15 protein-coding genes and 1 tRNA gene are annotated in these 21,824 nt (G+C 67.2%); 7 read left to right on the forward strand and 9 right to left on the reverse strand.

Features of this window, described 5'->3' with window-relative positions; translation table 11 throughout:
* The first annotated feature begins 19 nt into the window (after window positions 1–19).
* Together J0I42_RS20445 and J0I42_RS20450 are read left to right on the forward strand one after the other, a co-directional pair.
* Window positions 20–922 (forward strand): LysR family transcriptional regulator, encoded by a 903-nt coding sequence (locus J0I42_RS20445; RefSeq protein WP_291657521.1) that lies wholly within the window; start codon window positions 20–22, stop codon window positions 920–922.
* Between the two features lie 145 nt (window positions 923–1,067).
* The gene (locus J0I42_RS20450) at window positions 1,068–2,126 is read left to right on the forward strand and encodes a phosphatase PAP2 family protein (RefSeq protein ID WP_291657523.1); all 1,059 of its coding nucleotides are present in this window, start codon (window positions 1,068–1,070) and stop codon (window positions 2,124–2,126) included.
* Between the two features lie 18 nt (window positions 2,127–2,144).
* Here J0I42_RS20450 and J0I42_RS20455 read toward each other — a convergent pair whose 3' ends face one another.
* The 6 genes from J0I42_RS20455 to cpdR all read right to left on the reverse strand — a co-directional run bounded on the left by J0I42_RS20455 (window position 2,145) and on the right by cpdR (window position 8,771).
* Window positions 2,145–4,097: a MacB family efflux pump subunit gene (locus tag J0I42_RS20455; RefSeq protein WP_291657525.1), complete on the reverse strand. Its 1,953-nt coding sequence runs from the start codon at window positions 4,095–4,097 to the stop codon at window positions 2,145–2,147.
* 10 nt (window positions 4,098–4,107) lie between these two features.
* The gene (locus tag J0I42_RS20460) at window positions 4,108–5,313 is read right to left on the reverse strand and encodes an efflux RND transporter periplasmic adaptor subunit (RefSeq protein WP_291657527.1); all 1,206 of its coding nucleotides are present in this window, start codon (window positions 5,311–5,313) and stop codon (window positions 4,108–4,110) included.
* Window positions 5,310–6,758 (reverse strand): efflux transporter outer membrane subunit, encoded by a 1,449-nt coding sequence (locus J0I42_RS20465; RefSeq protein WP_291657529.1) that lies wholly within the window; start codon window positions 6,756–6,758, stop codon window positions 5,310–5,312. Before J0I42_RS20465 ends, J0I42_RS20460 begins: the two co-directional genes overlap by 4 nt.
* Before the next feature lie 195 nt (window positions 6,759–6,953).
* On the reverse strand, window positions 6,954–7,772 hold the full coding sequence (locus J0I42_RS20470; protein ID WP_291657531.1) for an aspartate dehydrogenase: 819 nt from the start codon (window positions 7,770–7,772) through the stop codon (window positions 6,954–6,956).
* 396 nt (window positions 7,773–8,168) lie between these two features.
* A tRNA-Val gene (locus tag J0I42_RS20475) sits at window positions 8,169–8,243 on the reverse strand.
* Between the two features lie 168 nt (window positions 8,244–8,411).
* Window positions 8,412–8,771, reverse strand: a complete 360-nt coding sequence (cpdR, locus tag J0I42_RS20480; RefSeq protein WP_038363805.1) for a cell cycle two-component system response regulator CpdR — start codon at window positions 8,769–8,771, stop codon at window positions 8,412–8,414.
* 223 nt (window positions 8,772–8,994) lie between these two features.
* Between cpdR and J0I42_RS20485 the strand changes: the two genes are divergently transcribed.
* Both J0I42_RS20485 and hisN read left to right on the forward strand, forming a co-directional pair.
* Entirely contained in the window at window positions 8,995–9,915 is a 921-nt protein-coding gene (locus J0I42_RS20485; RefSeq protein WP_291657549.1) for an N-formylglutamate amidohydrolase, read from the forward strand.
* 296 nt (window positions 9,916–10,211) lie between these two features.
* A complete protein-coding gene (gene hisN / locus J0I42_RS20490) occupies window positions 10,212–10,994 on the forward strand; it encodes a histidinol-phosphatase (protein ID WP_291657551.1) in 783 nt (260 codons plus the stop codon).
* Here hisN and J0I42_RS20495 read toward each other — a convergent pair.
* Window positions 10,899–11,954, reverse strand: coding sequence for an alpha/beta fold hydrolase (locus J0I42_RS20495; protein ID WP_291657553.1), 1,056 nt, complete (start codon window positions 11,952–11,954; stop codon window positions 10,899–10,901). The genes hisN and J0I42_RS20495 overlap by 96 nt on opposite strands.
* Window positions 11,955–12,218: 264 nt before the next feature.
* Here J0I42_RS20495 and J0I42_RS20500 point away from each other — a divergent pair, with 264 nt between their 5' ends.
* On the forward strand, window positions 12,219–12,686 hold the full coding sequence (locus J0I42_RS20500; protein ID WP_291657554.1) for an Hsp20 family protein: 468 nt from the start codon (window positions 12,219–12,221) through the stop codon (window positions 12,684–12,686).
* Between the two features lie 66 nt (window positions 12,687–12,752).
* Here the strand turns inward: J0I42_RS20500 and J0I42_RS20505 are convergent, their stop codons facing one another.
* Both J0I42_RS20505 and J0I42_RS20510 read right to left on the reverse strand, forming a co-directional pair.
* Window positions 12,753–13,721, reverse strand: a complete 969-nt coding sequence (locus tag J0I42_RS20505) for a hypothetical protein (RefSeq protein ID WP_291657555.1) — start codon at window positions 13,719–13,721, stop codon at window positions 12,753–12,755.
* A 93-nt stretch (window positions 13,722–13,814) separates the two neighbouring features.
* Entirely contained in the window at window positions 13,815–14,906 is a 1,092-nt protein-coding gene (locus J0I42_RS20510) for a threonine aldolase family protein (RefSeq protein WP_366509855.1), read from the reverse strand.
* 675 nt (window positions 14,907–15,581) lie between these two features.
* On the opposite strand from J0I42_RS20510, the gene gltB reads away from it, so the two are divergent.
* Window positions 15,582–20,270: a glutamate synthase large subunit gene (gene gltB, locus J0I42_RS20515; protein WP_291657557.1), complete on the forward strand. Its 4,689-nt coding sequence runs from the start codon at window positions 15,582–15,584 to the stop codon at window positions 20,268–20,270.
* A gap of 98 nt (window positions 20,271–20,368) precedes the next feature.
* A complete protein-coding gene (locus J0I42_RS20520) occupies window positions 20,369–21,793 on the forward strand; it encodes a glutamate synthase subunit beta (protein WP_291657559.1) in 1,425 nt (474 codons plus the stop codon).
* Window positions 21,794–21,824 lie beyond the last annotated feature (31 nt).

The following is a 21,824-nucleotide window of genomic DNA, read 5'->3' on the forward strand; positions in this document are numbered from 1 at the left end:
TCGGCTATCATGAGTTATGATGACCGCCGGCTCCGACCCCAAACCACTCGATCCTGTCCTGTTGCAGAGCTTCCTTAAGGTCTGCGAAACGCTGAGCTTCACCGAAGCCGCGCGCCAGCTCGGCCTGCGCCAGTCCTCCGTCAGCCAGCATGTCGCGCGATTGGAGAAGCGGCTGGGGCGGCGCCTGCTTGAGCGCGACACGCACGAGGTGCGGCCGACGCCGGACGGGGATGCGATCCTGCCCTTCGCGCGACAGGCGCTCGAGGCGGGACAGCGGATCGAACGCTATCTCGCCGGCTCGACCCTGCGCGGGCGGCTCCGGCTCGGAGTCTCCGAGGATTTCGCCTATACCGCACTGCCGGAGATTCTGGCCGCCTTCGCCATGCAGCATCATGCGGTCGATCTCGAACTGACGGTCGGCCTGAGCGGCCTGCTCTACGAGCAATACGACGCGGGCGATCTCGACCTGATCTTCGCCAAGCGGCGGAAGGGTGACGTGCGCGGGGAGGTTGCGTGGCAGGAGCGGCTCGTCTGGGCCGGCCGGCCCGGCGCAAGGCTCGCGGAGCAGCCCGTCGTACCCCTCGTACTCTATCCGCCACCGAGCATCACGCGCGTTCATGCCATCGAGACGCTGGAGCGCGCGGGACGGGCCTGGCGCGTCGCCTGCACCAGCGGCAGCCTCGCTGGATTGCGCGCGGCGACGGTTGCGGGGCTCGGCATCACGGCGCATTCCGCCCGCCTGATCCCACAGGGGCTGGCTGAGGTCGAGCCGCGCGAGGCCTTGCCACCGCTGGGGACGATCGAGTTCGTGGTCGTGGGCGGCCAGTCGCATCAGGCGGCGGCGCGGGCCCTTGCCGACAGCATCCTCGCGAGCGCCGGGCGCCTGATGCCGGAGGCGCCAAGGCGGAGCCGGAAAGGCTAGCGCGGGCTCCGTGCCGCGCGGGCGCAATCCTGGGCGAAGCTCTCCGACACCGGGAGCATCGGGGGTTGCGACGGATGTAGCGCTGCCGTTGTCAAACCTGAAAGGAACGGTGTGATAGCGACACCGAGCTCATTCGGAGGGACCGATGCCCGTTGCGTCGATGTTCGCTGAAACTTTGCGCCGCCACGCGGGCGTTCTTGTCGTGGCGGCCTTCACGCTTGGCGTTGCCGCCTTCGTTGGCCGCGAAACAAGGAACGAGCTCGATCTCGCCGGGGTCTCGGCCTTCCTGGAGTATCTGGGGATTGCCGCATGGTGCCTGGCGAGCATCTACGCCGTCTGCCGGCTGGTCTGGCTCGGCTTCGTTGAGCGCGACCCCGCGCCGCTCAAGGCATTCCTGAGGCCGTTCAGGTCCTTCTTCGGGGATGTTCCCCTGCTGGCCAATCTCTGCGTGGGAATGGCCGCCATCGCGCTTTTCATGACGGGCTTCGGTGTCCTCAAGGGCGCGATCGCGCTGCTCAATCCGTTCAAATGGGACATCGCGTTTGCCGATCTCGATCAATGGATGCATTTCGGCCGCTTGCCGCATGAATATTTCTGGTGGCTGATCGAATGGCCGGCCGGGATTTTCGTCGTCAATTTCTTCTACAATATGTGGTTCTTCATCATGATCGGGACGTTTCTGATCGTGGCTGCGGCCCGCGAAGACACAGTCCTGCGCCAGCAATATCTCATGGCGTTCATGGCGATCTGGTTCATCGCGGGGTTCCTGATCGCGACGGGCTTCTCTTCGGCAGGGCCTTGCTATTTCGACGATCTCGAACTCGGCGATCGGTACAAGCCGCTCATGGACGCGTTGAAGCGCTCATCCGAGACCTACACCATCTGGGCTTTGACGACCCAGGACATGCTGTGGGAAGGCTTCAAGGGCGAACGCTCCGGCTCGCTCGGGATCAGTGCCTTCCCCTCGATCCACGTCGCCACCTCCGTGCTGTTCGCGCTGTATTACAGCGCGCGCTGGAAGCGCGTCGGGGTTTTGATGTGGATCTTCGCCGGGATCATCATGGTCGGCTCGGTCGTGCTCGGCTGGCACTATGCGGTCGACGGCTATGCGGGAGCGATCCTGGCCTGGGTGATCTGGCGGGTGGTCGGTCTCCGGAGGCCTCGCATGGGCGTTGCCATCGCGCCGGGCGCCCAACCGGCGTAACACCGCCCGTCTGCGGCGCTAATCCCGCGCCAGTGCCGCGACCGGGTCGAGCTTCGCGGCGTTGCGGGCCGGCAGGAAGCCGAAGGTCAGGCCGATCAGCGTCGAGCAGGCGATCGCGACGGCGAAGGCTTCGCCTGAATAGATGAACCTCATCTGTGAGCCTGATGCCTCGAAGCCAGAGCCGATGGCGAGCGCCAGACCGATGCCGAGCGCGCCGCCGATGAAGCAGACCAGCGAGGCCTCGATCAGGAATTGCTGCATGATGTCGCTGCGGCGTGCGCCGACCGCCATGCGCAGGCCGATCTCGCCGGTGCGCTCGATCACCGAGACCAGCATGATGTTCATCACGCCGATGCCGCCGACCAGGAGCGAGATGACGGCGATCGAGGAGATCATCAGCGTCAAGGTCCGGGTCGTGGCGGTGATGGTGTTGCGGATCTCGTCCTGGTTGAAGATGAAGAAGTCCTTGGCGCGGTGGCGATGGGTCAGGAGTTCCGTCACGGCCTCCTGCGCCGCCGCCATCGGCGTGTCGTCGTCGACGCGCAAGGTGATCGAGCGCAGCGAGAGATCGCCGAGGAACCGGCCCTGCACCGAGGTATAGGGCATGAAGATCTGCGGGTTCTGGCTGCCGCCGAAGCCGCCCTGCTGCTGGCGCATCACGCCGACGATGCGGCTGGGCACCGTGCCGATCAGGAAGACCGTGCCGATCGGGTTGGCCGTACCGTTCGGGAAGAGCACGCCCTGCGTGTTCTCGTCGATCACGACGTCCTGCGCCAGCGTGCGGACATCCTCGGCCGTGAAGAAGGAGCCACGCGTCAGCACGCTGCCGCGCACGTCGAAATAGCGTTCGCTGACGCCGTTGACGAGCGCCGTCGCCTCGACATTGCCGAGCCGGATCGTCGCGCTGGTCGAGACCGTCGGCGTCACGCTCGCGGCATAGGGCTGGGCGGCCAGGACCTGGGCATCGAGCACGGTCAGCGTCTTGACGCGACCGGAGCGCGTGTCGCCGAAGCCGGCGCCGGGGAAGATCTCCAGCGTGTTGGTGCCGAGGCCGGAAATGTTCTGGAGCACGTTCTGCTTGGCGCCCTCGCCGAGCGCGACGACGCTGACCACGGCGGCGATGCCGATGACGATGCCGAGCATGGTGAGCGTCGTGCGCAGCTTGTGGGCGGCCATGGCGCGCACGGCCATGCCGAAGGCTTCCTTGAGGCGGCCGAAGCCGGCGCGTAAGCGGCCCGCCGGGGCCGGTACTGGGGAGGGCGGCGGCACGGCTTCCGAACGCGGGGCGGTGCGCCGGTCGTCGATGATCCGGCCGTCGCTGAGCTCGATGATGCGATGGGCACGCGCCGCGACATTCATGTCGTGGGTGACGAGGATGACGGTATGGCCCTCGCGGTTCAGTTCCTCGATCAGCGCGAGCATCTCCTCGCCGCTCTTGCGGTCGAGCGCGCCGGTCGGCTCGTCGGCGAGGAGGACGCGAGCGCCGTTCATCAGGGCGCGCGCCACGGAGACGCGCTGCTGCTGGCCGCCGGAGAGTTCCGAGGGGCGGTGCGTCGCGCGGGAAGCCAAGCCCAGCCGCTCCAGCAGCATCGCGGCGCGGGTCTGGCGGGGGCCGGGCGGCACGCCGGCATAGATCGCGGGCACCTCGACATTGGCGAGAGCCGTCAGTTCGGAGAGCAGGTGATAGCGCTGGAAGACGAAGCCGAAATATTCGCGCCGGAGTCTTGCAAGCTCGTCCGGGTCGAGGTCGCGGGTCGGGCGGCCATCGATCTCGTAGCTGCCACCGGTCGGGCGATCGAGGCAGCCGATGATGTTCATCAAGGTCGACTTGCCCGAACCGGACTGGCCGACGATCGCGACCATCTCGCCGGCCTCGATCACGAGATCGGCGCCGTCGAGCGCGGCGACCGCGGCCTCGCCTTCGCCGAAATCGCGCCGGACGCCGGCGAGGCGGATGAGCGGCTTGCCCATCGCAGATGCCTCAGAAGCCAAAGGGCGAGCGCCGCGCACGCGCCGGGCGCGTCGCATCCGGGCCGCCGCTGCTGCGGGTTGTGACGACGCGCTCGCCAGCCTTCAGGCCGGAGGTGATCTCGACGACGATCTTGTTGTCGAGCCCGGTCGTGACCTTGCGCTGCTCGGGCTTGCCGTCGGCATCGAGCACATCGACGAAGGCGTTGGGGCCACGGCGCCTGACCGCAGTCGAGGGGACGGTGAGGACGTTCTGCGCCCGCCCGACGATGACGGTGACCTGCGCTGTCATCGAAGTCAGCAGCCGCCCTTCCGGGTTCGGCACCTCGAACAGCGCGTTATAATAGACCGCGCTGGTGCTGGCGGCCGAAGACGAACTGCTCGCGCTCGACGAGGACGTCATGTTCTGCGTCTTCAGGGTGTCGGGCGCCGGTTCGACATAGGAGATCTTGCCGGGGAAACGCCGCTCGGGGGCGCCGAGCACGCTGAAATAGACCTCCTGTCCGGCTTTCACGCGGAGCACGTCGGCTTCCGAGATTTTGGCCTTCACCGTCATGGTCGAGACGTCGCCGAGCACCACGACGGTCGGCGCGGATTGCACCGCATTCACCGTCTGGCCTTCCAGCGCGACGATGGCGAGCACGGTGCCGGGGCTCGGCGCCGTGATGCGGGTATAGCCGAGCTTGGCACGGGCATCCTCGACCTTGACCTGACTCGACTGGATCTGGGCATCGAGCGACTCGATCTGGGCGCGGGTCACGCTCACGGTCATCTCGGCATTCTCGAAGGCATCGCGCGAGACGGCGTTCTGGCCGACCATCTGCTTCTGACGGGCGAGCACGGCCTGGGCATAGGCGAGGCTGGCGCCGCGCTCGGCGCGCTGGGCCTTGAGCGCGGCAAGGTCGGCCTCGGCCGAACGCAGCGCGTTCTGCTGGGTGATGCCGTCGATCTCGGCGATCAGGTCGCCCGTCGCGACATTGTCGCCGAGCTTGACCTTGAGCGAGACGATGCGGCCGGTTGCCTGCGCGCCGACGCTGACCTGCCGGACCGGCTCCAGCGCGCCGGAGGCGAGCACGGCCTCCTCGACATTGCCCATCACTGCCTCGCTGCTCGGCAGGCTGACGGTCTCGGCCGGCGAGGGCTGGCGGGCCTGCCACCAGTAGTAGCCGCCGGCGGCAGCGAGGATCAGGGCGGGGATAAGGAGGCGGCGCAGCCTCATGGTTGCGGTTCCTCGATCGGGATGATGCGCGGGCGCGGACCGGTCTCGCCATCGATGACGGCCGGAGCCGAGACGTTGACGGGCCGCAGCCAGCCGCCGCCCAGCGCCTTGTTGAGCGCGATGAAGCTCGTGGCCAGCGCGACCCGGCTCTGGATCAGCGATTCCTCTGATGCGTAGAGCGTGCGCTGGGCTTCGAGCACGTCGAGGAAGCTCGCCGTGCCCGCCGTATAGAGCGCGCGCGAGAGGCGTGCCGCCTCGGCCGAGGCGCGTGCCGCTTCGGTGAGGCTGCCGAGCCGCAGCCGCTGCTGTCGCAGGCCGACGAGATTGTCCTCGACATCCTGAAGCGCGGTCAGCACAGCAAGCCTGAGCGCGGCGTCCTGCTGGTCACGCCTGGCGCGGGCGGCATCGACGGCAGCCGCCAGTTCGCCGCCATTGAAGATCGGGACGCTCAGGCTCGGGCCGATCGACCAGCCGATGGCACTGTTCTTGGCGAGGTCGCCGAGCTTGAGGGCCGAGGTCGAGATGTTGCCGGTCAGCGAGACGGACGGGTAGCGGTTGGCTTCGGCCTGGCCGATCCGGGCCGTCGCCTGCGCGAGCTGGCGCTCGGCCGAGCGGACATCGGGGCGGCGGCGCAGCACGTCGGCCGGTATGCCGGCGCGTGGCGGGGCGGGCGTGCCGGGCACTGCCGCAGTGCGATTGAAATAGCCGGCCATCGCGGCCGGCGGGCGGCCGGTCAGCACGGCGAGCCGATGCTGGCTCTGGGCGAGCGAGGCTTCGAGCGCAGGGATCTGCGCTTCGGTGCTGGCAGCCTGCGCGGTCGCGCGTGCGGTGTCGATCGCGGAGATGTCGCCGGCCTGGAAGCGGGTGCGGGTCAGCGCCTCGGTCTCGCGCTGCGTCTTCGCCGTGCTGCGGGCAAGCCCGATCCGGGCCTGAAGGCCGCGCGCCTCGACATAGGTCGAGGCGACATCGCCGATCAGCGTCAGCATGACCGTGTCGAGGTCGTCGAAGGCGGCATCCGTGCCATAGGTCGCGGCCTCGACGGCGCGGTCGCGCGCGCCGAACAGGTCGATTTCCCAGGAGGCGTCGAAGCCGGCGCGGAAGCTGTTGCGGGTGACCGTCGCCGAGCGCGAGCGCGTGGCGGAGGCGCCGCCATCGACCTGCGGGAAGAGGGCGCCGACCGCCTGCTCGCGGGCGGCACGCGCCTCGCGGATGCGGGCCTTGGCCTGCGCGACGTCGAGGTTTCCGGCGATGGCCTGCTCGACCAGCGCGTTGAGCGTCGCGTCGCGGAAGCCGCGCCACCATTCGCTGGGCCGGGGCGACGCCTTGTTGCCCGCAGCCGCATTCCAGCGCTGCGGCAGATCGAGCGCGGGCGGGGCGTAATCCGGCCCCACGGCACAGGCGCCGAGACTGAATGCCAGCAGAGACAGGAGGGCGATGCGAATCATTGCGGCCAGAATGCCGGTAAAACCCGCAGCCGCCAGCTTTCCGTCCCCTTCATGCGCAATAATTCGTGCCTATCGCATTCCTGTGAGCAGGATAGCGTGCCCACCCGTCCCGCACCGTGCGGCCCGAGAGGCTGAAACCTGCGGCGGAAGGCCGCAATCGCTTCGTCGAGATTGGCGCGGAAAGATAGCGGGTGGTCAGCGCACCAGCGTCCGCACACGGTTCTCGATCAGCCGGACGAGCCCCAGTGCCGTCATCTCCGAGGATTTCGGGTTCGTGGCCAGCGCGCGGTTCTCGATGGCGATGTCGAGCTTGCCGAAGGCGCCCCGCGCGCTGAGCTGGTGGCCGTTGCCGCCGGCGCCAGGGTCCGCGACAAGCTCGACACGAGTGCGGTCGAGCCCGATGCCGGCGAGCGCCGTGATGACAGCGACATTGGCGTTCTGCGGAAAGCGCGAGGCGGCCTCGCGGGCGGTGCCGGAGAAGAAGACCACGGCCTCGGCGAGCCCATCGAGCGCGATCAGGCTCTCGGCCGAGGTTCCCTTCCAGGCTGACGGCGGTTTGACGATGCGGTGTACGACTTCGTCAAGCGGCAGGAGCGAGGCGGCGGCGATGCCGTCGATCCCGGCCAGCGCGCCGGGCGGGATCAGGAGCTGGCTGCCGCTGCTCTCGGCTTTTGCGATCAAGCCATTGAGCAGAACATCGTCGCAGAAGGCGCTGGTCGAGGCGACGGCGAAGGCGGGCGCATTCCCGAGTGCTGCCTTGCCCCAGATACCGACGGCTTCGCGCCCCGCCGCCTCGACGATGAGGTCAAGGTCGAGCCCGGCCAGTTCATCGGGTGCCGTGATGAGCCTGGCGCCGGCCGGGATGTCGGTGGCTGCGGCGGCGTTGCGGACGGCGACAGCGACGATGGCGATATCGCCATTGCCTCGTTCCGCCTGCAGCTCCGCGATGCGCCGGTTGATGGCGCCCCAGCCGATCAGGGCGAGGCGTAGTGGCTGGCGGGCTGGATTCGTCATGAGCTTTCCGCAGTGCGCTGGCCGGGATCGGGCCGGGCGGCGCCGTCCAGGACCGCCAGCAAGCCGAAATGATGGCCCGGACAGAGCAGAGGCGCCAGTGCTTGTCATGTCGTCTCAGGCGCTGCCGATCGCGCCGCGAGGGCGTCGCACTCGGGGCGGTCGACATCGAGCCGTGTTCCGGTCCGGAGCAGGACAGGATGGTCTGGCCTCGGCCGGACACGGCATCGCCGAGCTGTGATTCATGCGCGGGCCCCGGTGCTGGCGTGATCGCTGACCGAGCCGCGGATCACGCGGGATATGCTGATGATTCGTTCCGGTGGCCGCCCGGCCGTACCGGGCAGCAAAAAGGCCGCCCGGTGAGGCGGCCTTTCGTCCCTGTATTGCAAGGGCATCAAATGGTGGGCGCGACAGGGATCGAACCTGTGACCCCTACGATGTCAACGTAGTGCTCTCCCGCTGAGCTACGCGCCCGTCGCCGCCCTGAGGCGGCTTCCGGAAGCGTGTCCGGGCCGTGTGGGCCGCGATCACGCTGCGAGGTGAGGGGGCTATAGCGGCTCGCTTCGCGGGTGGCAAGGCGTTTGCCGCATAAATTCTCAAGGGGCTGTTGGCAGTCGCCATCGCGCGATGCCGAGCCGCCGTTCAGGCCGCCAGAAGCTTCTCGACCTCGTTGACGAGCTCGCGCAGATGGAAGGGCTTGGACAGCACCTTCGCATCCTTCGGCGTCTGCGAATCGGGGTTCAGCGCAACGGCGGCGAAGCCGGTGATGAACATCACCTTGATGTCGGGGTCGAGCTCGGTGGCGCGGCGCGCGAGCTCGATGCCGTCCATCTCCGGCATGACGATATCCGTCAGCAGGAGCTCGAACGGCTCTTCGCGCAGGCGATTGTAGGCCGACAGGCCGTTATCGAAGGAAGCGACGTCGTAGCCCGCATTCTGCAGGGCCTTGACCAGGAAGCGACGCATATCGTTGTCGTCTTCCGCAAGCAGTATCTTCGTCATGGGCCTGATCTGTCCGTCCCTGAGGCCTATATCTCTTTAGCGTCTGGCGCCCCGGCCGAGGCCGGGTCTGGAACGGTTGGGTACTCACCCGGCCGCACAGTTGGAACCATGTCCTTTCATAAGGCAGCATCATGGTAAACAACGCGTGAATCCGGCGCTGAATTTCCCCGGCTTCGCGACATCGCTTCAACCGCTCCGGTTTGTGTGCTTCAGTCTGCGCGAGATGAGCCTGTCCACCAGCCCTTTCCTGCCCGCGCCGGACGACGTCGTCGCCGAGATCGCGCGGCCGTTCAGCCTTTACCAGCCGGCCCTTCAGGTCGTGCCGGTGGTGGTCGACGTGCCGCATGCCGGCCGGTGCTATCCGCGCGGCTTCGTCGAGGCGGCGCGCCTGCCTTTGCGCAGCCTCAGGCGCTCCGAAGACGCCTATGTCGACCGGCTCTTCGCGCAGAGTGTTTCGCTGGGCGCGCCGCTGCTCGCGGCCGAGTTCCCGCGCGCCTATCTCGATGTCAACCGCGAGCCTTATGAACTCGACCCGCGCATGTTCGATGGGAGAGTTCCACCCTTCGCCAATACACGTTCGATGCGGGTGGCAGGCGGGCTCGGCACCGTTCCCCGCATCGTCGGCGACGGGCAGGAAATCTATTTCGGCCGGATTCCCGTCCAGGAGGCGCTGGCCCGCATCGAGGAATTCTACCGGCCCTATCATGCGGCCCTGCGCAGTCTCGTCCAGCGCACGCAAAGCGTGTTCGGCACCTGCATCCTCGTCGACGCGCATTCGATGCCTTCCGCCGGGCTCGACCGCGACGGGCTCGCGAAATCCGACATCATCCTCGGCGACCGGTTCGGCACCAGCGCGGCCGGCTACATCATCGACATCGCCGAGCAGGCCTTCACGCGGCTGGGCTTCAGCGTCACCCGCAACCGGCCCTATGCCGGCGGCTTCATCACCGAGCATTACGGCGCGCCTGCTGCCGGCGTGCATGCGCTGCAGATCGAGGTGAACCGTGCGCTCTATATGAACGAGGCGACGCTGGAGCCGCATGGGGGCTTCGGTGACGTCGAGCAGGCGATGGCGGCGGTGATGGCCGATTGCTTTGCGCGCTGGAGCGGCTGGCTCGACGAATGGCGCGATGCGGCCGAATAGGAGCGGGGAGACACCCAAGAAAAAAGGGCCGCACACTTGCGTGGCGGCCCAAGTCTAGGGAGGAAACGCCCAAGGAGGGCAATGAAGGTTTGAGGTCATCTCCCCTTCGCAGTGCACAATATTAAAGTGCGCTGCAAAACGCAACAAAAATCAGCGAAATCAATGGCGCTATGCGATAAGTGCATGGTGTAGTCTGAAAATGCTGGGGTTTTCGGATATTTCCGCGTCCGTGCCCCGGTTCGAATCGTCCATGCGCGGAGTTGATGCTGCAGGGCAGCAAACGGGAGTGCCTATTCATGAGCGCAGTCGATTTCGGCGCTTTCGTTGCCGAGCTGGCGACGCAGTCGGGGCGGGCGATTCTGCCGTTCTTCCGGGCGCTGCATGCGACCGAGGACAAGTCCCGTGGCGGAGTGTTCGATCCCGTGACCGAGGGCGACCGCGCCGGCGAATCGGTGATGCGCCACATGATCAAGCGGCAGTTCCCGGCCCACGGCGTGCTGGGCGAGGAGTTCGGCAGCGAGAACACCGATGCTGAATATGTCTGGGTGCTCGATCCGATCGACGGTACGCGCGCCTTCATCTCCGGCATTCCGGTCTGGGGCACGCTGATCGGGCTGACGCGCAACAGCTTGCCGGTCTACGGCATGATGCACCAGCCCTTCTCGGGCGAGCGCTATTCCGGCGATGGGCGCGAGGCGCGCTACGAGGGGCCGGGCGGGGCGAAGAAACTGCGGACGCGCCCGACCACGGATTTCGCCGCCGCCACGCTGATGACGACCTCGCCCGCGCTGTTCAAGGGCGAGGAGGCCGAGGCTTTCGCCCGCGTCGAGACAGGAGTCCGGCTCTCGCGCTATGGCTGTGATTGCTACGCCTATTGCATGCTCGCGGCCGGCCATGTCGATCTCGTCATCGAGAGCGGCCTCAAGCCCTATGACATCGTCGCACTGATCCCGATCATCGAAGGCGCCGGCGGCATCGTCACCTCATGGGACGGTGGCAGCGCTGCCGGGGGCGGGCGCATCCTCGCGGCCGGCAGCAAGGCGCTGCATGAGGCCGCCATGGCCAAACTCGCCGGCTGAGCCGGGCCGGGCCTGGTCCTCGCCGGGAATGAAGGCGTCGAAGGCGGCCCAGAACTGGGCGCGGATGTTGTCGCTTTCCATCAGGATTTCGTGGCGCGCCGTCGGCAGGATCAGCGCCGAGCCGGTCTTCAGCCGCGCCGCGAAGCGCTCGATCGCCGCCGTCGAGACGACTGGGTCGCGGCCGGCGGCGATGATGAGGGTGGGCACCTTCACCTCCAGCGGAGCGGAAGGCGTGGCGAGGCGCGCCATCAGGCGGAAGGCGGTCCTGATCCAGGCGACGGTGGGATCGCCGATGCTGAGTTCGCGCGCAGCCGCAGAAAGCGCGGCGTTCCGGGCATAGCGGACAGGGTCGCTGGTCAGACGATTGCCGGCGAAGGGTTTCGTCGCGATCGCGGTATCGCCACCGCCCGGCACGAAAGCCCGGCCGAAGCCGAGCCAGTAGAGCAGACTCGCCAGGATTTTCGCCCGGCCGGGGTGGGCGATCATCGCGATGCCGAGCATCGGCGCGAGCGCGACCATGCGCGAGACCGGCAGGGCGTTGGAACGGGCGGCGTCCAGGCAGAGCGCGGCACCCATCGAATGGGCGAGGGCGAAATAGGGGGCTGGGAATTTCGCCTGCATCTCGGTCATCGCCAGTGCGAGATCGGCTTCGTAATGCCTGAGACGCCCGACATGGCCCTTGCGCGTGCGCCGGACGAAGCGCTGCGACCCGCCCTGGCCGCGCCAGTCGAAGGCCAGCACATGGAAGCCGCGGCGGCGCAGTTCCGCGACGGTTTCGCTGTAACGCTCGATGAACTCGGCCCGGCCCTGCACGACGACGATGGTGCCGCGCACGGGTTTCACCGTCGGGCGCCAGCTCGCGAAGCGCAAGGCGGCGCCGTCCTGCGTCGTCGCGAGCCAGGTCTTGCCATGACCCGGCACGGGATAATCCGGATCGGCGAAAAAGGCGGCCTCGGCCATCTAGTGCTCCGCATCACGGCCGCATCCTGAATCACGGCCGCTGCATGCCCGACATCCTGCACCGGATATCCTGCGAAAACATGTCGGTACGTCGAAAAAGAACGCGAGCTTTCATTTCGCGTGCCGGAAATGCGGCTCTTGAAAAGCCTGAAGCCCTCCTTAGATCAGGTCTGCGCAGGCCAGAACCGGCTGCGCGAAAGCAGCCAAGGTCCGCGCTCAGGCGAGGCGGACCGATACCATTGTCGCTTCTTCGGAGGACATATCATGCGTCATTTCGACCTTTCCCCGCTCTATCGCTCGACCGTCGGCTTCGACCGTCTGTTCAATCTCCTCGACCAGGCGACGAGTAACGAATCCGCCCCGAGCTACCCGCCCTACAATATCGAGCGGACCGCCGAGAACGCTTACCGCATCACCGTCGCGGTCGCGGGCTTCGGCGAGGGCGACCTCTCCATCGAGTCCAAGGAAAACGCGCTGACCGTCAAGGGCGAGAAGCAGATCGTCGAGGGCGCCGAGAAGCGCGAGGTCCTGCATCAGGGCATTGCCGCGCGCGCCTTCGAGCGCCGTTTCCAGCTCGCCGACTATGTGCAGGTGACCGGCGCCAGCCTTGAGAACGGCCTGCTCCATATCGACCTCGTGCGCGAGATCCCCGAGGCGAAGAAGCCCCGCCAGATTCCGATTGGCGGCGGTTCGGCCAAGGTTCTCGAGGCCAAGGTCGCCAAGGCCGCGTAATCCACGCGAGAAGCTTTCGATGAAAGCGAAAGGCTCCCGGAAACGGGAGCCTTTTTTGTGGGCCGGTCAGTTCATCGGAGCGACCGGGGCGATCGGCGTTTCGGGCTTCGGCGTGGAGGGACTCGGATCGACATGCTGCACGGGCGGGATGGCCGAAGTCGCGGGCCCGGGTGCTGCGGTCGAGAGGGGCGGCTTGCGGTCGGTGCCTTCGGTATTCCTGACGTCGCTGGGATTGACGAGCTTCGGCTTGTCGGCGCCGGTCTCCGGATTGGTTGCGCCGGGTGACGGCTCTGCCGGTGCTGCGGGTTGCGGAGGCACGGCCGTCGCGGGTGCGCTGGCCTCAGCCGGCCCGGTTTCCGCGGGTTTGACCGGTTCGGGAGCAGCCGGCGCGGCGGGCGAGGGCGGTGAGGTCGTCGCAGGTGCGCTCGCTTCTGCCGGCGGCTTTTCCACGGGCGCGGCCGGTTCGGGCGCGGGCGGTGCGGCGGGGGAGGGTAGCACGGTCGTTGCGGGGGCGCTGGCTTCCGCCGGGCCCTTGAACTCGGGCGGCCGTTCCGGCGGCTGGGGCACAAGGCGCTGGCGTGGCTGCGCGTGCTCCTCGCGCGGGTCGGCGCGGGCGACGCTGGGGGCTGGCGCTGCCTGTCCGCGCAGGGGGATGCGACGGATCAGTTCGCCGGCATAGGCGTCGAGGATCAGGCGCTGACGCTGGCCGCCGGCCGTGACGCCGTCGACGATATACGTGTCGTCGCGGCGGATCGAACGCTCGATCCGTACGAGTCCGTAACGGCGGGCTGCGAGGCTGTTGACCGAATAGGGCGAGACCGCAGCCGGCGCCCGGGGCACGGCAACCGGTGGCCGCGGGGCATAGCCGTAGTCGTAGCGGTAGCCATAGCCGTATCCGTACACCGGGTAGGGCTCGTAGCCGTCGTCATAATAGTAATACTGGGCGCTGGCGGCGCCCGCCATGCCGGCCATTGCGCCGGCCACGACCAGGCCCATCAGCGCGATGCGCCCCGGTGCGGTCGAACGATCTGCCATGCCAAGTTCCCTTAACAACTGAATGCTTGCCTTTCAGTCTTGTTAGGGATTGCGGCAGGTATGCGGCTGGAAACGGGGCGCAAATGCGCCCGTTCAGCCCGCGATCGCGGCGACCAGGCGTTCGACATCCTCGGCTCGCGTCGCGAAGGACATCACGAAGCGGCCGACGACCTCACCGTCCTTGAGCGGTGCTTCCGGCGGCAGCGAGCGCGCCGACCAGTCGTGATAGCCGACGCCGGCCGCCTTCAGCCTCTGCCGGACGGCTGGCGGCAGGACGAGGAAGACCTCGTTCGCCTGGCAGGGCCAGGCGAGCCGGGCCTCGCTGCCCTGCGCGACTGAATCGGCCAGGCGCTTCGCCCGGGCATTGGCGTGGCGGGCGAGGTCGAGCCAGTGGTCGTCGGCGAGCAGGCCCTCGAACTGGGCGCCGAGGACGCGGCCCTTCGAGAGCGTCTGCCCGGCGCGCTTGCGGCGCCATTTCATCTCCTCGGCGTCAGCCGGGTCGAAGAAGATCACGGCCTCGGCCGCGAGCGCGCCGTTCTTGGTGCCGCCGAAGGAGAGCACGTCGATGCCGGCCTTCCAGGTGATCTCGGCCGGTGAGCAGCCGAGGGTCACCAGCGCATTGGCGAAGCGGGCGCCATCCATGTGGAGCTTCAGCCCGCGCGGTGTGACCGCGTCCTTCAGCGCGCGCACCTCGCCCGGCGTATAGATCGTGCCACATTCGGTTGCCTGCGTGATCGTCAGCGCCTGGGCCTGGACCTGATGGAAGTCGCCGGCGCGCAGATGCGAGAGCGCCTTCGTCACCGTCTCCGGTTTCAGCTTGGCGCCGGTGCCGGGCAGGTCGACGAGCTTGGCGCCGTTGCTGAAGAACTCGGGCGCGCCGCATTCGTCCTCGACGACATGCGCCTCCTCATGGGTCAGGATCGCGCCCCAGGGCCTGACGATGCTTGCGAGCGCGAGCGCGTTCGCCGCCGTGCCGGTGAGGACGAGGAAGACCGCGACTTCGCGCTCGAAGATCGCCGCGAAACGCTCCTCGACGCGACGCGTCCATTCGTCCTTGCCATAGGGAGAGGCGGCGCCGGCATTGGCGGCGGCGAGGGCAGCCATGACGCGTGGGCTGGCGGCGGCGGTGTTGTCGCTGAAGAAATCCATGGCCTGAGCGTTATGCGGAGTGCGCTTTCCTGCCAAGCGGCATCCACGAAGAGGGGGGCCTGTGCGCCGTGCCGATCGGGGCCGCATGACGAGGAGTGAAGCGATGAAGCGATCCGGGAGGAGCGGGGGGCGTCTTGCTCGCCCCGCCCTCGGTAGCTTCGCTGCACTCGCAAGGGCGAAGCGGCGCATCGGGTCGAAAAACAAGAACCGGGTAGCTGATGTCCGGCTTTCATGCCGGAAATGTCTGGTGTGGATTCAATTTTGCAATAAAATTTCGCTGCAGCGCGAAATCGATGCTTGTGCCTAGATTGGAATTCTGGCAAGTTCACCGCAATAGGACAGTGTTGCTGTCCCATTTTTCACCGCGCCGATCGAAGGCTGCTCTAGCCGGAGATCGCGCCGTCGCGATGGAGCGGAGCATGACGAGGGGCCGGGCCGTTACTGCCAAAGCCGCACGTACGCGCGTCCGTAAAACGACGGCCTGAGACAGGCGCGAGCGGGCGAAAGACGCCCGAGGCGCCTGCGGAGGACGCGGGCGCGGTGGAAACGAAGCGCAAGCAAAGCCTCCTAGACGACGACGGCCGAGCCGCCCTGGCCGATCCTTGCCGCCGGTATGTCGCCGGCTTCCGGGAACGAAGCGGTCGGAAACATGGACTGACGGGTCTTCCTGCCGGCGCAAGCCCGCGGGGTTCTGCGAAGCGGGGTTTGACGATGAGCGTGACCAGCAAGTCGAGCGGCACAGGGGCTTTCGAGCGTTTTCCGGCGGTGCGCGATCCGGCGATGCCGACGCATCAAGGCCTGTACGATCCTGCCAACGAGAAAGATTCCTGCGGCGTCGGCTTCATCGCCGATATGAAGAACCGCAAGAGCCATGCGATCGTGCAGCAGGGCCTGCAGATCCTGCACAATATCGACCATCGCGGCGCGGTCGGTGCCGATCCGAAGCTCGGCGACGGCTGCGGCATCCTCGTCCAGATCCCCGACCGTTTCTTCCGCGAGGAGACCGCGCGGCTCGGCATCACCCTGCCGGCGTCCGGCCATTATGCGATCGGCCAGTTCTTCATGCCGCGCGATCCCGCCGCACGGGCGATGTGCGAGGAGATCATCTCCCAGACCGTGGCGGAGGAGGGGCTCGTCTTCCTCGGCTGGCGCGACGTGCCGGTCGACAACCGCGATCTCGGCCACGCCGTGCTGGCGACCGAGCCGGTGCACCGCCAGCTCTTCGTCGGCCGTCCCGAGGACATCACCGACGAGGACGAGTTCGAGCGGCAGGTCTATGTCCTGCGCAAGTCGGTCTCGAACAAGGTCTACAAGCATCAGGAGCGCAAGACGGCGGAGTATTACCCCGTCTCGATGTCCTGCCGCACCATCGTCTACAAGGGCATGGTGCTGGTCGATCAGCTCGGCTCCTATTTCAAGGATCTGCAGGACGAGCGCTTCGTCAGCGCGCTCGCCCTCGTCCACCAGCGCTTCGCCACCAACACCTTCCCGTCCTGGCGCCTCGCCCATCCCTACCGGATGGTCGCACATAACGGCGAGATCAATACGCTGCGCGGCAACGTCAACTGGATGGCGGCGCGGCAGGCGAGCGTCGATTCAGACCTGTTCGGCTCGGATATCTCGAAGCTCTGGCCGATCTCCTATGAGGGCCAGTCGGACACCGCCTGCTTCGACAACGCGCTCGAATTCCTGGTGCAGGGCGGCTATTCGCTGGCCCATGCTATGATGATGCTGGTGCCGGAGGCGTGGGCCGGCAACCCGCTGATGGATGATGAGCGGCGCGCCTTCTACGAGTACCACGCCGCGCTGATGGAGCCCTGGGACGGGCCGGCCGCGATCGCCTTCACCGACGGCCGCCAGATCGGCGCGACGCTGGACCGCAACGGCCTGCGTCCGGCGCGCTATCTCGTCACCGACGACGGCCTCGTCGTGCTGGCGTCCGAGTTCGGCGTGCTGCCGATCCCGGAGGAGAAGATCGTCGAGAAGTGGCGCCTCCAGCCCGGCAAGATGCTGCTGATCGATCTCGAACAGGGTCGCATCATCGGCGATGACGAGATCAAGACCTCACTCTGCCTCGCCAACCCCTACAAGGACTGGCTGAAGCGCACCCAGATCGTGCTGGAGGACCTGCCGCCCGTCGAGGCGCGGGCCTCACGCACCGACGTGCCGCTGCTCGATCGCCAGCAATCCTTCGGCTACACCACCGAGGATGTCCGCCTGCTGATGGCGCCGATGGCGGTGACCGGGCAGGAAGCCGTGGGCTCGATGGGCACGGATACGCCGATCTCGGCGCTCTCGCTCAAGTCGAAGCTGCTCTACACCTATTTCAAGCAGAACTTCGCGCAGGTGACGAACCCGCCGATCGATCCGATCCGCGAGGAGCTGGTGATGAGCCTGCTCTCCTTCATCGGGCCGCGTCCGAACATCCTCGATCTGGAAGGCACCTCGCGGCGCAAGCGCCTGGAGGTTCGCACTCCGATCCTGACCAATGACGATCTCGAGAAGATCCGCTGCATCGGCCACTACGAGGATCGCTTCGACACCAAGACGATCGACTTCACCTATCCGGCGCGCGAGGGCGCCGGTGGCATGGAAGGCGCGGTCGCGCGGCTCTGCGAGCGCGCCGAGGCTGCCGTCCATGGCGGCTACAACATCATCATCCTGTCCGACCGGCAGGTCGGGCCGGACCGCATCCCGATCCCGGCGCTCTTGGCGACGGCGGCGGTGCATCATCACCTGATCCGCAAGGGCCTGCGTACCTCGGTCGGCCTCGTCGTCGAATCCGGCGAGCCACGCGAGATCCATCACTTCTGCTGCCTCGCCGGCTACGGCGCCGAGGCGATCAACCCCTATCTCGCCTTCGATACCCTGCTCGACCAGCACGCGCAGGGCGCCTTCCCCGAGGAGGTCGATGCCGAGGAGGTGGTGAAGCGCTACATCAAGTCGGTCGGCAAGGGTGTGCTGAAGGTCATGTCCAAGATGGGCATCTCGACCTACCAGTCCTATTGCGGCGCGCAGATCTTCGACGCCGTCGGCTTGAAGAGCGCCTTCGTCGACAAGTTCTTCTTCGGCACCGGCACGGCGATCGAGGGTGTCGGCCTCGAGGAGATCGCCGAGGAGAGCCTGCGCCGGCATCGCGACGCGTTCGGCGACTCGCCGCTCTACCGCAACAGCCTCGATATCGGCGGCGAGTACATGTACCGCGTCCGCGGCGAGGACCATGTCTGGAAGCCGGATGTCGTCGCCTCGCTGCAGCATGCGGTGCGCCTCAACGCGCAGGATCGCTACGAGGAGTTCGCCCGGCAGGTCAACGACGATGCGCAGCGGCTCAGCACCATCCGCGGCCTGTTCAAGGTCAAGATGGCCGTGGATAACGGCCGCGCGCCCGTGCCGCTGGAGAGCGTCGAGCCTGCCGCTGACATCGTGAAGCGCTTCGCCACCGGCGCGATGTCCTTCGGCTCGATCTCGCGCGAGGCGCATGAAACGATCGCGCTCGCGATGAACCAGATCGGCGGCAAGTCGAACACCGGCGAGGGCGGCGAGGAGCCGATCCGCTTCCGGCCGATGCCGGATGGCCGCTCGAAGCGCTCGGCGATCAAGCAGATCGCGTCAGGCCGCTTCGGCGTCACCACCGAGTATCTCGTCAATGCCGACGTGATGCAGATCAAGGTGGCGCAGGGTGCCAAGCCCGGCGAGGGCGGCCAGCTTCCCGGCCACAAGGTCGACGCCAAGATCGCCCGCACCCGGCATTCGACGCCGGGCGTCGGCCTGATCTCGCCGCCGCCGCATCACGACATCTATTCGATCGAGGATCTGGCGCAGCTCATCTTCGACCTGAAGAACGTCAACCCGGCGGCCGATGTTTCGGTGAAGCTCGTCTCCGAGATCGGTGTCGGCACGGTCGCCGCCGGCGTTGCCAAATCGCGCGCCGACCACATCACCATCTCCGGCTTCGAGGGGGGTACGGGCGCGAGCCCCCTGACCTCGCTGAAGCATGCGGGCTCGCCCTGGGAAATCGGGCTGGCCGAGACGCAGCAGACGCTGGTGCTGAACCATCTGCGCGGCCGTGTCGCCTTGCAGGTCGATGGCGGGTTGCGGACAGGCCGCGACGTCATCATCGGCGCGCTGCTGGGGGCCGACGAGTTCGGCTTCTCCACCGCGCCGCTGATCGCGGCCGGCTGCATCATGATGCGCAAGTGCCATCTCAACACCTGCCCGGTCGGCGTCGCGACGCAGGACCCGGTGCTGCGCAAGCGCTTCAAGGGCCTGCCCGAGCATGTCGTGAACTACTTCTTCTTCGTGGCCGAGGACGTCCGCCGGATCATGGCGGAGATGGGCTTCACCAAGATCGAGGAGATCGTCGGCCGCTCCGACCTGCTCGACAAGCGGGACGCGATCGAACACTGGAAGGCGAACGGGCTCGACTTCACCAGGCTCTTCCACAAGGTCGACCTGCCGGGCGTGGCGATCCGCCATGTCGAGTTGCAGAAGCACCCGATCGACACCGTGCTCGACCGCCAGCTCCTGGCCGAGGCGACGAACGCGATCGAGACCGGAACGCCGGTCGTGATCGAGAAGCCGGTCGGCAATGTCGACCGCAGCACGGGCGCGATGCTGTCCGGTGCCGTCGCCAAGAAGTACGGCCATGCCGGCCTGCCGGAAGACACGATCACCGTGAAGCTCTCTGGCACCTCCGGCCAGAGCTTCGCCGCCTTCCTGGCGGCTGGCGTCACGGTCGAACTCACCGGCCAGGCCAACGACTATGTCGCCAAGGGCCTGTCCGGCGGCAAGGTCATCGTGAAGCCCGATCCGGCGACCAGGGCCGTGGCCGAGCGCTCGATCATCGTCGGCAACACCGTGCTCTACGGCGCGATTGCGGGCGAGGCCTATTTTCGCGGTGTCGCCGGTGAGCGCTTCGCGGTGCGCAATTCCGGCGCCATCGCGGTGGTGGAAGGAACCGGCGACCATGGCTGCGAGTACATGACCGGCGGCGTCGTCGCGGTCATCGGCCAGACCGGGCGCAATTTCGCGGCCGGCATGTCGGGCGGCATCGCCTACGTGCTGGACGAGGACGGCACCTTCAAGTCGCGCTGCAACCTCTCGATGGTCGATCTCGAACCGGTCGAGGAGGAAGAGGACCTGATGGAGCGCCTGCACCACCATGGCGGCGATCTCGAGCACAAGGGCCGGATCGACATGACCAACATGTCGGGCCACGATGAAGAGCGCCTGATGCAGATGCTGACGAACCATGTCGACTACACCGGTTCGGAGCGCGCCCGCACCATCCTCGACAACTGGGCGGATTACCGCACCAGGTTCGTCAAGGTGATGCCGGTCGAGTACCGCCGCGCGCTGCGCGAGATGGAACAGGCCCGCACCTTGCAGGCTGCGGAATAAGCGAACGCCACCCCGCCGGGGCCGTCACGGTCCCGGCATCTCGATCAGGTTAAGGCACGCGCACGGGGACGCCCCGCGCACACGGCGAGAGAAACGGCATGGGCAAGGTCACGGGCTTTCTCGAATTCGACCGGCAGGAGCAGAAGTATCAGCTCGCCGGCGACCGCATCCGGCATTTCCGCGAGTTCACGCTTCCGCTTGAGGAGCGCGACATCAAGAAGCAGGCGGCGCGCTGCATGGACTGCGGCATCCCGTTCTGCCATGGGCCGACCGGCTGCCCGGTCCATAACCAGATCCCGGACTGGAACGAGCTGGTCTATTCCGGCGGCTGGGAGGATGCGCTGCGCAACCTCCATTCCACCAACAATTTCCCGGAATTCACCGGTCGCATCTGCCCGGCGCCTTGCGAGGAAGCCTGCACGCTCAACCTCGAGAACATGCCGGTGACGATCAAGACGATCGAGCAGGCGATTGCCGACAAGGGCTGGGAAGAGGGCTGGATCGCGCCGGAAATCCCGGCCAAGCGCACCGGCAAGCGCATCGCCATCGTCGGCTCCGGCCCCGCCGGCATGGCTGCGGCGCAGCAGCTCGCCCGCGTCGGGCACGATGTTCATGTCTATGAGCGCGAGGCCAAGGCCGGCGGCCTGCTGCGCTATGGCATCCCCGACTTCAAGATGGAGAAGAAGCATATCGACCGCCGGGTGAAGCAGATGGAGGCGGAAGGCGTGACCTTCCACTACAACGCCAATATCGGCGTGAACCTGCCCTTCGCCACGCTGATGGCCGAGCATGACGCCGTGCTGATGACCGGCGGGGCGGAAGCGCCGCGCGATCCCGGCCTGCCCGACACCAATCTCGCCGGCGTCCATTACGCGATGCCGTACCTCACCCAGCAGAACAAGCGCGTCGGCGGCGAGGATGTTTCGGGCCTCGAACCGATCAGCGCGGCTGGCAAGCATGTCGTCGTGGTCGGCGGCGGCGATACGGCGTCGGACTGCGTCGGCACGGCCTTCCGGCAGGGCGCGCTCTCGGTGACGCAGCTCGACATCCGGCCGATGGCGCCGGAGCTGGAGGACAAGCTCACCGTCTGGCCGTACTGGCCGACGAAGTTCCGCACCTCGTCCTCGCAGGCCGAGGGCGCCGAGCGCGAGTTCCAGGCGGCGACGCTCGGGCTCGAAGGCCGCAACGGCCGGCTGACCGGCGTGAAGTGCGCCCGCGTCGACGAGAAGCGCAAGCCCATCCCCGGCACCGAGTTCGTGCTCCAGGCCGATCTCTGCTTCCTCGCCATCGGCTTCGCCGGCTCGGTGATCGAGGGCATGATCGCGCAGTCGGGCGCGACCGTGGACAAGCGCGCCAACGTTATCGCCAATGATCGCGACTACAAGACCAGCGTCGGCAAGGTCTTCGTCGCCGGCGACATGCGCCGCGGCCAGTCGCTGGTGGTCTGGGCGATCCGCGAGGGCCGTCAGGCGGCCCATGCCATCGACAAGGAATTGATGGGCGCGACGATCCTGCCGGTGTGAGCTGCGGGGGCTGTTCAACCCCACCGCCCTC

The organism is Allobosea sp., assembly GCF_017308015.1.
In the GTDB taxonomy this organism is placed as follows: domain Bacteria; phylum Pseudomonadota; class Alphaproteobacteria; order Rhizobiales; family Beijerinckiaceae; genus Allobosea.